Here is a 17,379-nt window from a genome sequence, read left to right on the forward strand (position 1 = left end):
GTATGGGCGTGAGTATGCGACGCACCGTCCGCCAGGGCCAGCGGCCCATAAGGCAAAAAAATCGGCCGCCTGGGAAGGCGGCCGATCCATTGCATCTTAGCTATGGTCGATCTTGATGGTTGGGTCGGCGCCAGTGATCAGCGAGTTGATGCTGACATGGGACCAATCATTGCCTTCCAGCTTGATTGTCACATCGGCATTGGCCACGCCACCGGCAGCGTTGAGCTTGCCTTCACTGCTGACTTGCAGGGTCGACACGCCATCTACCGTAGTGATCTTCAGGTAATTGTCGATGGTGCTATCGGTCTCACCTTTCAACAAGTCACGCAGATCAATCCGGTCGCCTTCCGATGCCTTGAAGTCCTTGATCACATCGTTGCCGAAGTCACCCGCTTTCCACACAAAGGTATCGGCACCCGAACCACCGATCAAAATGTCGTTGCCCTGGCCGCCAATCAACGTGTCGTTGCCGGTGCCGCCCAGCAGGATGTCATTGCCTTTGCCGCCGTCCAGGAGGTCGTTGCCGCCCTGGCCGAACAGGATGTCATCGCCAGCGCCGCCCAGCAGCGTGTCGTTGGCATCCTTGGCGCCGGAGACGTCGAAGTCCACGTAGTGCTCGGTAACGTATTGGTGAACGTTAGAGGCGGTCACCGCAGAGACGGCTACGCCGGTCTTCTGCGCCACAAACGCCTGCAGCGCGTTGTAACCCTCACCGTTGATCCCGCTGAAGCTCACCAGATCGCCGAAGAGGATGTCGTTGCCATCGCCCCCGATGACGGTGTCGGCGCCAGGCAACGTCGCCTCGGTGTGGCCGAGGATCGCGTTGGCCAGGTCCTTCGGATCGATGTTGGCTTGCGGTTTGCCGTCGCTGTCGTACGGTGCCAACTGATTCAGGCTGACCCCGCTGTTGAGGCCGATGGCTTCTACGCCACCTGTGGACAGGCCTTTGAGCAGTGCGAACGCGCTGTTGGAGTTGAGAGTGGTGGAGTAGTCGGTATCGTACCCGAGGCCGCCTTTTACCGATATCTCATAGGTGCCATCCCCTTGGGCATGGATTGTTCCCGGGCTGGACTGCCCCCAGCCCCACCAGTTGTTGGTCCACAGGGTTACCTTGCCAACAGAGTCGATATCAATTAAGTGACTCGAGTCGATGTTGATCCGGGTGGCGGTGCCTATGGTGTAGTTGTTCATGGTGACGACATCATCGAGCCTGACGTTGCCGTACAAGTACGGGTTGGTCTGCTCGGACCCCTGGTAAAACGTCGGCTGGCCATCGGTGATGAAGTACGTTGTATTGATTGCGCCAGTGTTGCCAGTCGCCTGGGCACTTTTAAAGAAGTTGGACGCAGCCTTGAACACGTCTTCGTAGTTGGTCCCGCCGGTAGATACCATGGAATCCAGGACTTTCTGCAACGAATCCAACGCACCTGGGTCTTTCAGGTCGACTGTCACCGTGCGATTGACCTGGTCACTGAAGTCCGCCAGGAAGATATTCACGGTGCCAGAGGTGCTGGAGCCGATACTGTTTTTCAGCGAGTTGAACGTGGTGGTCAGCGAGGCTTTCGCCGCTGCTATCGAATCCGCGCCCATACTGCCCGATGTATCGATCATGAATGCAATGTTGTAGTTCTTGCCCTGCACCACGTTCAGGCCGCCGACGTCGGCCACGACGATGTCGTTGCCATCGGTGCCGTTGATGGTGTCGCTGCCCGAGGTGCCGGTAACCGGGTTATAGGTCGCCGGGTGCACGGTGACGGGCAATTGCGCGGTGGTGGTGGCCGAACCACCGATGCTTTCGGTGGAGGTTGAAGTGACCGTCAGGTTGAACTGGCCGCTGTAGTAGGTCGGCGGCTTGATGGTCAGGGTGCCCAGATCCCAGCCGGTGACGTTGACTTCGCCCGTGGTCTTGCTCGCGGTGAAGGTATGCCCCGACGCGTCGGTGAGTACCGAGCCTGCCGGAATGCCACTGATCTTCACACTCAGGGTTTCCGAACCGTCGGTGTCGGTCAGCGCCGTGGTGACCTTGGACAGCTTCACGGTGCCGTTTTCCTGGCCCTCGTTGAGCTTGTAGCCCACGTAGTAACCGTCGCCGTTGCTGCCATGCAGGTCGGACACGGTGACACCGGCGTTGCTCAGGTCGGTGATGCCGGTGTACAACGGCACGGTGCTGGTGCTCAAGTTCTGCACCGCTCCGCCGTTGACCGACAGGTTGACGTCAAAACTGCCTGGCCCCGCCTGGTTGGCCTGGTAGATCTCAAGGCTGTAGTAGCCGCTGACCGATGGCGTGAACGAACCGCTGAACTTGCCGCTGTTGGTGCCCCACAGTCCGCTGGCAATGTCTTTACCGCCAACGTTGACCACTACGCTGTCATCGGCGATGCCGCTGAAGGTGTAGCTCTTGCCGGCTTCCATGTAGATCAGGCCGGAAATCTTGGAGCCAGAGCCAGCATTGACGTTATCGACGGATTCGACGTTGGTCACCACAGAAGTGCTGTTTGGTGTACCGGCGTTATCGATGGCTTTTTTCAGTACATCTGGCGCAGCGCCGTTGCCGTTGTTGCCGAGGCCGGCAATGCTGTTCCAGCCCTGTTTGACCAGGCCGGTCGAGGCGACGTTGTTATCGGCCACGTTCAGGGTCGGTGCGTCGGCCACCGGGGTGATATCGACTTTCACCGTAGCTGTCGTACCCAGATCCTTGCCGTCGCTAGGCTGGAACTTGAACTGCGCGTAATCGGCCTGTTTGTTGCCAATGCCGGTGCCGCCATAACCATCGGCGCCTGATTCGTTGGCGTTAGGCATAAAGCGCAACTGGCCGCCGTCGATCTGGGCCTTGGTGAAGGTCTGGCCACTGGACACGTTGGTCCAGGTGCTGCCGTCCGCCGCCAGGAACTGCAGTTTGCCTGCTACCGGCAGTTCGGTGATTTTCACGCTCAGGCTGGCTTGTGGCGAGTCCACATCGGTTACGCCGAAGTTGGCCCAGGTGAGGGCCAGCGCGGTGTCTTCCGTACCGGTCACGGCACCGCCGGTGGCCACTGGCGCATCGTTGACGGCCACCACGTTTACAGTGGTGGTCGCGACGTTGGAGTAGTTGCCACCATCGGTCACGCTCACGGTAATCGTGCGTGGCGTGGTGCTTGGGTCATGGCTGTTGTTGGTGAACGTGATGTTCTTGATCTGCTGCATGTAGTCGGCCAGCGACGCCGTGCCGGTCAGGGTTAAGGTGATTTTGCCGCTGACAGGGTCGGTGGTCGGGGTCACGTTGATACCGCTCACCGCGCTGAAATTCAGCGAGTCGCCTGGCTGGCTGTTGGTCAGTACCACGGTGGCGCCGGTCAACTGCGTGCTGTCCGGGTCGGTGATCTTGATGTCTGTGTCAGCAATCGACACGCCGGTGCCGCCTTCGGTGAAGGTAGTTTTGAAGTCCGCGCCGATGGCGCCGCTGGAGTTGTTGGCATCCAGGTCGATGACCGGCGGCGCATCGTTGTCGATGATGTCGGTGCTGACGCTGCCATTGCCCACCACCAGGTTTTCGAAGTTGCCACCGGTGGCCTTGTCGATGGTGATGACGATCTTTTCCGTTGGTTCGGTGATCTTGTCGTCGAGTGTGCGGATATCAAACGGCACGCTGCTGGAGCCGGCCGGGATCTTCACGGTGTACACGCCATTGAAGTCCGAACCGTCGGTGGCGGTGCCGCTGTACTTGAGCGTCACGGTGACGTCGGTCAGCGGCGGGTTGCTCAGCGTCAGGGTGTAGTGTGCCGTGCCGCCTTCAGTCACCGACGCGTCGCCGGTGATGCCGATCGTGGTGTTGTTGACCACATCCGTCACCTTGGTGACCACGGTGCTGCCATCGAGGATCAAGTGTTCGTACTTGTCGCCACCGCTGACTACACCGGTGATTTTGGTGGTGACGTCATTGGCGCCGACATACGCATCGTTAGGCGCGGTAGCGGTGATGAAGCTGGTGGACTTGCCATTGCCGATGGTGATGGTGGAGCCGTTATCCAGCCTTACCACCAGGTCGGAGCCAACGTTGTTGACTGCCGCGCCGTTCTTGTCGACCAGGGACGCGGTATAGACGATCTGCCCGCCCTCGCTGACCGAGCCAGTGGCCTTGAGTACAACGGTCACGTCATCAATGGTGTCGTTGATAGTGGTCGTCGCGCCGCCCGGGGTGATGCTTACACCCTCGAAATTGCCGCCGGTAGTGCCAGTGATCTTGACGGTCTGGGTGCTCTTGTCGATGAACACATCATCGGTAGGTGCTGGGACGGTCACCGTGCCCACGGTCGCACCCTGCTTGATGGTGATGCTGGAACCGTTATCGAGCTGGACCACCATGTCGCTGCCGGCCTTGTTGCTCAAGGTCGCGGTGTAAGTGATCTGGCCACCTTCGTTGACGGCCGTCGGGGCGGTCAGGGTGACGCTGGTCAGATCGGTGGAGCCCGGGGTGTCGGTGACGGTGGTGCTCACCGCAGTCGTGCCTGGCACCAGATTTTCGAAATGTTCGCCGCCGGTCACACCTTTGATTGCCGTGGTGACGGTCTGATCGCCCTTGTAGACATCGTTTGGCGCGACGGTGGTGATTGTGCCGCTGGACTGGTTAACGCCGATAGTGATGGTCTTGCCATTATCCAGGGTGACGGTGAGCGGGTTGGTGATGTTGGTCACCGGCGCGCCGTTTTTATCCACAAGGCTGGCGGTGTAGACGATGTTGCCGCCTTCGCCGACAGTAGGTGTGGCGGTGAGCACCACATCTACCTTGTCGATGGTGTCGTTGATCGTAGTCGTTGCGCCGTTGCCTGCCACTTCCAGTTTTTCGAAGTTGCCGCCAGTGGTCTCGGTGATCTTGACGGTCTGGGTGCTCTTGTCGATGAACACGTCATCGGTCGGTGCCGGAACAGTCACCGTTCCAACGGTATCGCCGGCCTTGATGGTGATCGACGAGCCGTTATCCAGCTTCAACGTGACGTCAGTACCGGCCTTATTGCTCAAGGTCGCGGTGTAGGTGATCTGGCCACCTTCGTTCACCGCGCTAGGCGCGGTCAGCGTGACAGTCGTGGTGTTATCAGTACCGGGAGTATCGGTAACGGTGGTGTTAACCGCCGCAGTACCTGGAACCAGATTTTCAAAGTGTTCGCCGCCGGTTACGCCTTTGATAGCGGTAGTGACGGTCTGATCGCCTTTGTACACATCATCCGGTGCCACAACCGAGATAGAGCCGCTGGATTGGTTCACGCCAATAGTGATGGACTGGCCGTTATCGAGAGTGACTGTCAGCGGGTTGGTGATGTTAGTCACCGGGACGCCATTTTTATCCACAAGGCTGGCGGTGTAGACGATGTTGCCGCCTTCGCCAACGGTGGATGTGGCGGTGAGCACCACATCTACCCTGTCGATGGTGTCGTTGATCGTGGTCGTCGCGCCGTTGCCTGCAACTTCTAACTTTTCAAAGTTGCCGCCAGAAGCGTCAGTGATCTTGACGGTCTGGGTGCTCTTGTCGATGAACACATCATCGGTAGGCGCCGGGACAGTCACGGTGCCGACGGTATCGCCCGCCTTGATGGTGATCGAAGAGCCGTTGTCGAGTTTCAGTGTTACGTCAGTGCCCGCTTTGTTGGAGAGCGTAGCGGTGTACGTAATTTGACCACCTTCGTTGACAGCACTTGGTGCCGTCAGCGTGACGGTGGTGGTGTTGTCGGTACCCGGTGTGTCAGTCACAGTTGTAGTGACTTTATCGGTCCCTGGAGCCAGATTTTCAAAGTGTTCGCCGCCGGTTACGCCTTTGATCGCAGTGGTGACGGTCTGATCGCCCTTGTAGACGTCATCCGGCGCCAAGACGGACACGGTGCCGCTGGACTGGTTCACCCCAATGGTAATGCTCTGGCCGTTATCCAGGGTGACGGTGAGCGGATTGGTGATATTAGTCACCGGCGCGCCGTTTTTATCCACAAGGCTGGCGGTGTAGACGATGTTGCCGCCTTCGCCAACGGTGGTAGTGGCCGTCAGGACGACATCGACCTTGTCGATGGTGTCGTTGATCGTGGTGGTTGCGCCATTGCCTGCGACTTCGAGTTTTTCGAAGTTGCCGCCGGAAGCGTCGGTGATCTGGACGGTCTGGGTGCTCTTGTCGATGAACACATCATCGGTAGGCGCCGGGACAGTCACGGTGCCGACAGTGTCGCCCGCCTTGATGGTGATCGACGAACCGTTGTCGAGTTTCAGCGTGACGTCAGTACCGGCCTTATTGCTCAAGGTCGCGGTGTAGGTGATCTGGCCACCTTCGTTCACCGCGCTAGGCGCGGTCAGCGTGACAGTCGTGGTGTTATCAGTACCGGGAGTATCGGTAACGGTGGTGTTAACCGCCGCAGTACCTGGAACCAGATTTTCAAAGTGTTCGCCGCCGGTTACGCCTTTGATAGCGGTAGTGACGGTCTGATCGCCTTTGTACACATCATCCGGTGCCACAACCGAGATAGAGCCGCTGGATTGGTTCACGCCAATAGTGATGGACTGGCCGTTATCGAGAGTGACAGTCAGCGGGTTGGTGATGTTAGTCACCGGGACGCCATTTTTATCCACAAGGCTGGCGGTGTAGACGATGTTGCCGCCTTCGCCAACGGTGGATGTGGCGGTGAGCACCACATCTACCCTGTCGATGGTGTCGTTGATCGTGGTCGTCGCGCCGTTGCCTGCAACTTCTAACTTCTCAAAGTTGCCGCCAGAAGCGTCAGTGATCTTGACGGTCTGGGTGCTCTTGTCGATGAACACATCATCGGTAGGCGCCGGGACAGTCACGGTGCCGACGGTATCGCCCGCCTTGATGGTGATCGAAGAGCCGTTGTCGAGTTTCAGTGTTACGTCAGTGCCCGCTTTGTTGGAGAGCGTAGCGGTGTACGTAATTTGACCACCTTCGTTGACAGCACTTGGTGCCGTCAGCGTGACGGTGGTGGTGTTGTCGGTACCCGGTGTGTCAGTCACAGTTGTAGTGACTTTATCGGTCCCTGGAGCCAGATTTTCAAAGTGTTCGCCGCCGGTTACGCCTTTGATCGCAGTGGTGACGGTCTGATCGCCCTTGTAGACGTCATCCGGCGCCAAGACGGACACGGTGCCGCTGGACTGGTTCACCCCAATGGTAATGCTCTGGCCGTTATCCAGGGTGACGGTGAGCGGATTGGTGATATTAGTCACCGGCGCGCCGTTTTTATCCACAAGGCTGGCGGTGTAGACGATGTTGCCGCCTTCGCCAACGGTGGTAGTGGCCGTCAGGACGACATCGACCTTGTCGATGGTGTCGTTGATCGTGGTGGTTGCGCCATTGCCTGCGACTTCGAGTTTTTCGAAGTTGCCGCCGGAAGCGTCGGTGATCTGGACGGTCTGGGTGCTCTTGTCGATGAACACATCATCGGTAGGCGCCGGGACAGTCACGGTGCCGACAGTGTCGCCCGCCTTGATGGTGATCGACGAACCGTTGTCGAGTTTCAGCGTGACGTCAGTACCGGCCTTATTGCTCAAGGTCGCGGTGTAGGTGATCTGGCCACCCTCGTTAACGGCACTTGGCGCAGTCAGGGTGACAGTCGTAGTGTTATCGGTACCCGGTGTGTCAGTCACAGTCGTGGTGACTTTATCGGTCCCTGGAACCAGATTTTCAAAATGCTCGCCGCCGGTCACGCCTTTGATAGCGGTGGTGACAGTCTGGTCGCCTTTGTACACATCATCCGGAGCCACAACAGTAGCGGTGCCGCTCGACTGATTCACACCGATAGTGATGGTTTGGCCGTTATCCAGAGTGACAGTCAGCGGGTTGGTGATGTTAGTCACCGGGACGCCATTTTTATCCACAAGGCTGGCGGTGTAGACGATGTTGCCGCCTTCGCCAACGGTGGATGTGGCGGTGAGCACCACATCTACCCTGTCGATGGTGTCGTTGATCGTGGTCGTCGCGCCGTTGCCTGCAACTTCTAACTTCTCAAAGTTGCCGCCAGAAGCGTCAGTGATCTTGACGGTCTGGCTGCTCTTGTCGATGAACACATCATCGGTAGGCGCCGGGACAGTCACGGTGCCGACAGTGTCGCCCGCCTTGATGGTGATCGAAGAGCCGTTGTCGAGTTTCAGTGTTACGTCAGTGCCCGCTTTGTTGGAGAGCGTAGCGGTGTACGTAATTTGACCACCTTCGTTGACAGCACTTGGTGCCGTCAGCGTGACGGTGGTGGTGTTGTCGGTACCCGGTGTGTCAGTCACAGTTGTAGTGACTTTATCGGTCCCTGGAGCCAGATTTTCGAAGTGTTCGCCGCCAGTGACGCCTTTGATCGCAGTGGTGACGGTCTGATCGCCTTTGTAGACGTCATCCGGCGCCAAGACGGAAACGGTGCCGCTGGACTGGTTCACCCCAATGGTAATGCTCTGGCCGTTATCCAGGGTGACGGTGAGCGGATTGGTGATATTAGTCACCGGCGCGCCGTTCTTATCCACAAGGCTGGCGGTGTAGACGATGTTGCCGCCTTCGCCAACGGTGGTAGTGGCCGTCAGGACGACATCGACCTTGTCGATGGTGTCGTTGATCGTGGTGGTTGCGCCATTGCCTGCGACTTCGAGTTTTTCGAAGTTGCCGCCGGAAGCGTCGGTGATCTGGACGGTCTGGGTGCTCTTGTCGATGAACACGTCATCGGTCGGTGCAGGGACGGTCACAGTGCCGACGGTGTCGCCAGCTTTAATGGTAATCGACGAACCGTTATCCAACTTCAAGGTGACGTCAGTACCGGCCTTATTGCTCAAGGTCGCGGTGTAGGTGATCTGGCCACCTTCGTTCACTGCGTTTGGCGCGGTCAACGTGACAGTCGTAGTGTTATCGGTACCCGGTGTGTCAGTCACAGTTGTAGTGACTTTATCGGTCCCTGGAACCAAATTCTCGAAGTGCTCGCCGCCAGTCACACCCTTGATAGCGGTGGTGACGGTCTGATCGCCTTTGTACACATCATCTGGTGCCAAGACCGAAACAGTGCCGCTGGACTCGTTCACGCCGATGGTAATGCTCTGGCCATTATCGAGAGTGACGGTGAGCGGGTTGGTGATGTTAGTCACCGGCGCGCCGTTTTTATCCACAAGGCTGGCGGTGTAGACGATGTTGCCGCCTTCGCCGACGGTGGTGGTGGCGGTCAGAACGACGTCTACCTTATCGATGGTGTCGTTGATCGTGGTGGTCGCGCCATTGCCTGCAACTTCCAACTTCTCAAAGTTGCCGCCAGTGGTTTCAGTGATCTGAACGGTTTGGGTGCTCTTGTCGATGAACACGTCATCGGTCGGTGCAGGGACCGTTACCGTCCCAACGGTATCGCCCGCCTTGATGGTGATCGATGAGCCGTTGTCCAGCTTCAAGGTGACGTCAGTACCCGCCTTGTTGCTCAAGGTGGCGGTGTAGGTGATCTGGCCACCTTCGTTAACAGCACTTGGTGCAGTCAGTGTGACCGTCGTGGTGTTATCGGTGCCTGGGGTGTCAGTCACAGTTGTAGTGACTTTATCGGTCCCTGGAACCAAATTCTCGAAGTGCTCGCCGCCAGTCACACCCTTGATAGCGGTGGTGACGGTCTGATCGCCTTTGTACACATCATCCGGAGCCACAACAGTAGCGGTGCCGCTCGACTGATTCACACCGATAGTGATGGTCTGGCCATTATCGAGAGTGATAGTCAGCGGATTGGTGATATTAGTCACCGGCGCGCCGTTTTTATCCACAAGGCTGGCGGTGTAGACGATGTTGCCACCTTCGCCGATTGTGGTGGTTGCACTCAGGATCACATCGACCTTGTCGATGGTGTCGTTGATCGTGGTGGTTGCACCGTTACCTGCCACTTCCAGTTTTTCGAAGTTGCCGCCAGTGGTCTCAGTGATCTGGACGGTCTGGGTGCTCTTGTCGATGAATACGTCATCGGTCGGTGCAGGGACCGTTACCGTCCCAACGGTATCGCCCGCCTTGATGGTGATCGACGAGCCGTTGTCCAGCTTCAGGGTGACGTCAGTACCGGCCTTGTTGCTCAAGGTCGCGGTGTAGGTGATCTGGCCACCTTCGTTAACAGCACTTGGTGCAGTCAGCGTGACCGTCGTGGCGTTATCAGTGTCGGGAGTATCGGTGACAGTGGTGTTTACCGCGGTAGTACCCGGCACCAGGTTCTCGAAATGCTCACCGCCGGTCACGCCTTTGATGGCGGTGGTGACAGTCTGGTCGCCTTTGTACACATCATCCGGTGCCAAGACCGAAACAGTGCCGCTCGACTGATTCACGCCGATAGTGATGGATTGGCCGTTATCGAGAGTGACAGTCAGCGGGTTGGTGATGTTAGTCACCGGCGCGCCGTTTTTATCCACAAGGCTGGCGGTGTAGACGATATTGCCGCCTTCGCCCACGGTGGTAGTGGCGGTCAGAACTACGTCGACCTTATCGATGGTGTCGTTGATCGTGGTGGTCGCGCCATTGCCTGCAACTTCCAACTTCTCAAAGTTGCCGCCAGTGGTTTCAGTGATCTGAACGGTTTGGGTGCTCTTGTCGATGAACACGTCATCGGTAGGCGCCGGGACGGTCACGGTGCCGACGGTATCGCCCGCCTTGATGGTGATCGACGAGCCGTTGTCCAGCTTCAGGGTGACGTCAGTACCGGCCTTGTTGCTCAAGGTGGCGGTGTAGGTGATCTCGCCACCTTCGTTAACAGCGCTCGGTGCAGTCAGTGTGACCGTCGTGGTGTTATCGGTACCCGGGGTGTCAGTCACAGTCGTGGTGACTTTATCGGTCCCCGGTACCAGATTTTCGAAATGTTCGCCGCCAGTGACGCCTTTGATGGCGGTGGTGACGGTCTGATCGCCCTTGTAGACGTCATCCGGTGCCAAGACGGAAACGGTGCCGCTGGACTGGTTCACCCCAATGGTAATGCTCTGGCCGTTATCCAGGGTGACGGTGAGCGGATTGGTGATATTAGTCACCGGCGCGCCGTTTTTATCCACAAGGCTGGCGGTGTAGACGATGTTGCCGCCTTCGCCGACGGTGGTGGTGGCGGTCAGAACGACGTCTACCTTATCGATGGTGTCGTTGATCGTGGTGGTCGCGCCATTGCCTGCAACTTCCAACTTCTCAAAGTTGCCGCCAGTGGTTTCAGTGATCTGAACGGTTTGGGTGCTCTTGTCGATGAACACGTCATCGGTCGGTGCAGGGACCGTTACCGTCCCAACGGTATCGCCCGCCTTGATGGTGATCGACGAGCCGTTGTCCAGCTTCAAGGTGACGTCGGTGCCGGCCTTGTTGCTCAAAGTTGCGGTGTAGGTGATCTGACCACCTTCGTTCACTGCGTTTGGCGCGGTCAACGTGACAGTCGTGGTGTTGTCGGTGCTCGGAGTATCGGTAACGGTGGTGTTAACCGCCGCAGTACCTGGAATCAAATTCTCGAAGTGCTCACCGCCACTAACGCCTGTGATAGCGGTGGTGACGGTTTGGTCGCCTTTGTAGACGTCGTCTGGCGCCACAACCGAGACAGAACCGCTGGATTGGTTCACGCCGATAGTGATGGACTGACCGTTATCCAAGGTGACGGTGAGCGGGTTGGTGATGTTAGTCACCGGCGCACCGTTTTTATCCACAAGGCTGGCGGTGTAGACGATATTGCCGCCTTCGCCGACGGTGGTGGTGGCGGACAGCACCACATCGACCTTGTCGATAGTGTCGTTGATCGTGGTATTTGCACCGTTGCCTGCAACTTCTAACTTCTCAAAGTTGCCGCCAGTGGTCTCGGTGATCTGGACGGTCTGGGTGCTCTTGTCGATGAACACGTCATCGGTCGGCGCGGGGGCAGTCACGGTGCCGACGGTATCACCAGCCTTGATGGTGATGCTCGAGCCGTTGTCCAGCTTCAGGGTGACGTCGGTGCCGGCCTTGTTGCTCAAAGTTGCGGTGTAGGTGATCTGACCACCTTCGTTAACGGCATTTGGCGCAGTCAGCGTGACAGTCGTGGTGTTGTCAGTGCCTGGGGTATCCGTAACGGTGGTGTTCACCGCGGTAGTGCCCGGTACCAGATTTTCAAAGTGTTCGCCGCCGGTCACGCCTTTGATGGCTGTGGTGACGGTTTGATCGCCTTTGTAGACATCATCCGGAGCCGCAACAGTCGCGGTGCCGCTGGACTCGTTCACGCCGATGGTAATGCTCTGGCCATTATCGAGAGTGACGGTGAGCGGGTTGGTGATGTTAGTCACCGGCGCGCCGTTTTTATCCACAAGGCTGGCGGTGTAGACGATGTTGCCGCCTTCGCCGACGGTGGTGGTGGCGGTCAGAACTACGTCCACCTTATCGATGGTGTCGTTGATCGTGGTGGTAGCGCCGTTGCCTACAACTTCTAACTTCTCAAAGTTGCCGCCAGTGGTCTCAGTGATCTGAACGGTCTGGGTGCTCTTGTCGATGAACACGTCATCGGTCGGCGCGGGGACAGTCACGGTGCCGACGGTATCACCAGCCTTGATGGTGATGCTCGAGCCGTTGTCCAACTTCAAGGTGACGTCGGTGCCCGCCTTATTGGAGAGCGTAGCGGTGTACGTGATCTGGCCGCCTTCGTTAACGGCGTTTGGCGCGGTCAGTGTGACAGTGGTGGTGTTATCAGTACCGGGTGTGTCAGTCACAATCGTGGTGACTTTATCGGTCCCTGGCACCAGGTTTTCAAAGTGTTCGCCACCGGTCACGTTTGTGATGGCGGTGGTAACAGTTTGGTCGCCCTTATACACATCATCTGGAGCTGCAACCGAAACACTGCTGCTCGATTCGTTCACGCCGATGGTGATGGACTGGCCGTTATCCAGGGTGACAGTCAGCGGGTTGGTGATGTTGGTCACCGGAGCGCCGTTTTTATCCACAAGGCTGGCGGTGTAAACGATATTGCCGCCTTCGCCGACGGTGGTGGTGGCGGACAGCACCACATCGACCTTGTCGATGGTGTCGTTGATGGTGGTGGTCGCACCGTTGCCTGCAACTTCCAGTTTTTCGAAATTGCCGCCAGTGGTTTCGGTGATCTTGACGGTCTGGGTGCTCTTGTCGATGAACACGTCATCGGTCGGTGCAGGGACAGTCACGGTGCCGACGGTATCGCCGGCCTTGACGGTGATGCTCGAACCATTGTCGAGTTTTAGCGTGACGTCAGTGCCTGCTTTGTTGGAAAGCGTGGCGGTGTAAGTAATTTGACCACCTTCGTTAACGGCACTTGGCGCAGTCAGCGTCACGGTAGTGGTGTTATCGGTGCCCGGGGTGTCAGTCACAGTCGTGGTGACTTTATCGGTCCCTGGCACCAAGTTCTCGAAATGCTCGCCGCCGGTCACGCCTTTGATGGCGGTGGTGACGGTTTGGTCGCCTTTGTAGACATCATCCGGAGCCGCAACAGTAGCGGTGCCGCTCGACTGGTTCACACCGATAGTGATGATCTGGCCATTATCGAGAGTGACGGTCAGCGGGTTGGTAATGTTGGTTACCGGCGCACCGTTTTTATCCACAAGGCTGGCGGTGTAGACGATGTTGCCACCTTCGCCGACGGTGGTGGTTGCACTCAGGATCACATCGACCTTGTCGATGGTGTCATTGATTGTGGTGGTTGCACCGTTACCTGCCACTTCCAGTTTTTCGAAGTTGCCGCCAGTGGTCTCAGTGATCTGAACGGTTTGGGTGCTCTTGTCGATGAACACGTCATCGGTCGGTGCCGGAACAGTCACCGTTCCAACGGTATCGCCGGCCTTAATGGTGATCGACGAGCCGTTGTCCAGCTTCAAGGTGACGTCGGTGCCGGCCTTGTTGCTCAAAGTTGCGGTGTAGGTGATCTGACCACCTTCGTTCACTGCGTTTGGCGCGGTCAACGTGACAGTCGTAGTGTTATCGGTACCCGGTGTGTCAGTCACAGTCGTGGTGACTTTATCGGTCCCTGGAACCAGATTTTCAAAATGCTCGCCGCCGGTCACGCCTTTGATAGCGGTGGTGACAGTCTGGTCGCCTTTGTACACATCATCCGGAGCCACAACAGTAGCGGTGCCGCTCGACTGATTCACACCGATAGTGATGGTCTGGCCATTATCGAGAGTGACAGTCAGCGGATTGGTGATATTAGTCACCGGCGCGCCGTTTTTATCCACAAGGCTGGCGGTGTAGACGATATTGCCGCCTTCGCCGACGGTGGTGGTGGCGGTCAGAACTACGTCCACCTTGTCGATGGTGTCGTTGATCGTGGTGGTCGCGCCGTTGCCTGCAACTTCTAACTTCTCAAAGTTGCCGCCAGTGGTCTCGGTGATCTGAACGGTTTGGGTGCTCTTATCGATGAACACGTCATCGGTCGGTGCAGGGACCGTTACCGTCCCAACGGTATCGCCCGCCTTGATGGTGATCGACGAGCCGTTGTCCAGCTTCAAGGTGACGTCAGTACCGGCCTTGTTGTTCAAGGTCGCGGTGTAGGTGATCTCGCCACCTTCGTTAACGGCACTCGGTGCAGTCAGTGTGACAGTCGTGGTGTTGTCGGTGCTCGGAGTATCGGTAACGGTGGTGTTAACCGCCGCAGTACCTGGAATCAAATTCTCGAAGTGCTCACCGCCAGTAACGCCTGTGATAGCTGTGGTGACGGTTTGGTCGCCTTTGTAGACGTCATCTGGCGCCACAACCGAGACAGAACCGCTGGATTGGTTCACGCCGATAGTGATGGACTGACCGTTATCCAAGGTGACGGTGAGCGGGTTGGTGATGTTAGTCACCGGCGCACCGTTTTTATCCACAAGGCTGGCGGTGTAGACGATATTGCCGCCTTCGCCGACGGTGGTGGTGGCGGTCAGAACTACGTCCACCTTGTCGATAGTGTCGTTGATCGTGGTGGTCGCGCCGTTGCCTGCAACTTCTAACTTCTCAAAGTTGCCGCCAGTGGTCTCAGTGATCTGGACGGTCTGCGTGCTCTTATCGATGAACACGTCATCGGTCGGTGCCGGAACAGTCACGGTGCCGACAGTATCGCCCGCCTTGATGGTGATGCTCGAGCCATTATCCAACTTCAACGTAACGTCAGTGCCCGCTTTATTGGAAAGCGTAGCGGTGTAGGTGATCTGTCCACCTTCGTTAGCTTCAGACGGAGCCGTCAGGGTCACGGTGGTGGTGTCGATCGAATCAGTAACCGTAGTGACCGCCGGTGTGGTACTCGGCACCAGGCTTTCAAAGTTGCCGCCGGTCGCGCCGGTGATGGTTGTGCTGATGGTGCTGCCATTGACGTAAACGTCATTGGGCGGCGTGTCCACGACCACGCTGCCGACAGACTCGCCCGCCTTGATAGTGATCACCGAGCCATTGCTCAAGGTGACAGTTACAGGCGTCTGCGCCGGGTTGGTCAAGGTCGCGGTGTAGGTGATTTGTCCGCCTTCGGTCACGGTTTCGCCAGCGGTCAGCGTGACGGTGGTGGCGTCGACCGAATCGGTGATGGTGGTGACCGCCGGCGTGGTGCTCGGCACCAGGTTTTCAAAGTTGCCGCCGGTTGCACCGGTAATGGTGGTGCTGACGGTAGAACCATTGTTGTAGACGTCGTTCGCCGCAGTATCGACAACAACGTTGCCCGCCGATTCGCCCGCCTTGATGGTAATCACCGAGCCATTGCTCAAGGTGACGGTCACAGGCGTCTGTGCTGGGTTGGTCAGGGTGGCGGTGTAGGTGATCTGGCCGCCTTCAGTGACGTTGCCGTCGGCTGTCAGGGTAACGGTGGTGGTATCGACCGAATCAGTAATGGTGGTGACCGCAGGCGTGGTGCTCGGCACCAGGTTTTCAAAGTTGCCGCCGGTTGCACCGGTAATGGTGGTGCTGACGGTAGAACCATTGTTGTAGACGTCGTTCGCCGGGGTGTCGACCACCACGGTGCCCGTTGACTCGCCGGCCTTGATGGTAATCACCGAGCCATTGCTCAAGGTCACGGTGACAGGCGTTTGTGCCGGATTGGTCAGGGTTGCGGTGTAGGTGATCTGCCCACCTTCGGTCACGGTTTCGCCAGCGGTCAGCGTGACGGTGGTGGTGTCGACCGAATCGGTAATGGTGGTGACCGCAGGCGTGGTGCTCGGCACCAGGTTTTCGAAATTACCGCCGCTTGCACCGGTAATGGTGGTGCTGACAGTCGAACCGTTGTTGTAGACGTCGTTCGCCGGGGTGGCGACCACCACGGTGCCCGTTGACTCGCCCGCCTTGATGGTAATCACCGAGCCATTGCTCAAGGTCACGGTCACAGGCGTCTGCGCCGGGTTGGTCAAGGTGGCGGTGTAGGTGATCTGCCCACCTTCGGTCACCGTATCGCCTGCGGTCAGCGTCACGGTGGTGGTGTCGATGGTGTCGGTGATCTGCGTCACGGCTGGGTTAGGGTCGAGGGTCAACACCAGGTTGCCGCCGCCGGTGGTACCGGTAACGCTGACACTGATCTGGCTTGGATCGATGTAGGGGCTGTCGTTAGGGGCCAGGGGCACATTGACGGTGCCGGTCAGTTGGCCGGACGGGATGGTAATCACCGCGCCATTGGACAAGGTCACGGTCAGGTCGCTGGTGGAGGGCCGCGTAACGGTAGCGGTATAGGTCAGCACACCGCCGGCTTCGGTGATGGTGGGGGTTGCGCTCAGGGACAGGGTCGCGGGCTGCAGCGCCAAGCCGGAATCAGCAGTGCCGGGTGCGCCGGCCAACGCGTTGAGCGTCGAGGTGCCCTGGCCGAGAGGGGCGGTTGGGAAACCGATGGTCGGGTCGACACGGCCGGCGGTGGCGTCCAGTACCACGAAGCTGTGGCCACCCCCTGCGGCGCCATTACCGGCAGCCGCTGCACCTGCGGCCGTGGCTTCCAGCTCGGTGGTCGGGTCGGCACCGGCGGCGATGGCTTGTTGCAGCTCGGCAACCGATGGCGCGGCCTGCTCGGCGGCAGCAGCCAGATCGGCGGTGGAGTCCGGCATATCGGCGCTCCACTGGGTGTCCCGGCCCAGGTCCAGGATGCGGCCGTCGGCCAGTTCCAGGCTTACTGCGCCCGACATACCGGTGTCGACCTGGTCGCCCGCGAACAAGCGATCACCCTCAATAAGGACGCGACGTGTTCCTTCCGGAGAAATAACGAAAACTTGACCAACAATGCTTTTGACGATGGCAACAACACTGCTCATTAAAATTTTCTCCGGCGATCCGTTTCGACAAATTCCATTTCGCAGCGCGCTATTAGCACTGCCAATTGGGAGGGCGTAGTCTATATATGTATTGACGTCAAATATTTGGCTAGATTTTTTAGCGATCTAGTTTGTGCCAAAGTATTGACCTTATGGCCGCCATCCTAAACAATCGCTTCCGTAATGTCACATTGATATTTAAGCGGCGAACCGTCCTAC

At 58.1% G+C, this 17,379-nt stretch carries 1 protein-coding gene; it reads right to left on the reverse strand.

Annotated features, from left to right (window positions below):
- Positions 1-96: 96 nt before the first annotated feature.
- On the reverse strand, positions 97-17,160 hold the full coding sequence (locus tag QYQ93_RS01600) for a retention module-containing protein (RefSeq protein WP_338476135.1): 17,064 nt from the start codon (positions 17,158-17,160) through the stop codon (positions 97-99).
- Between the last annotated feature and the right edge of the window lie 219 nt (positions 17,161-17,379).

The sequence above is a fragment of the Pseudomonas khavaziana genome (assembly GCF_036704165.1).
Lineage (GTDB): Bacteria > Pseudomonadota > Gammaproteobacteria > Pseudomonadales > Pseudomonadaceae > Aquipseudomonas > Aquipseudomonas khavaziana.

Excerpts from the sequence above, each read along its gene's own strand:
- QYQ93_RS01600 (WP_338476135.1), bottom strand. The coding sequence starts at position 17,160 with ATGAGCAGTGTTGTTGCCATCGTCAAAAGCATTGTTGGTCAAGTTTTC.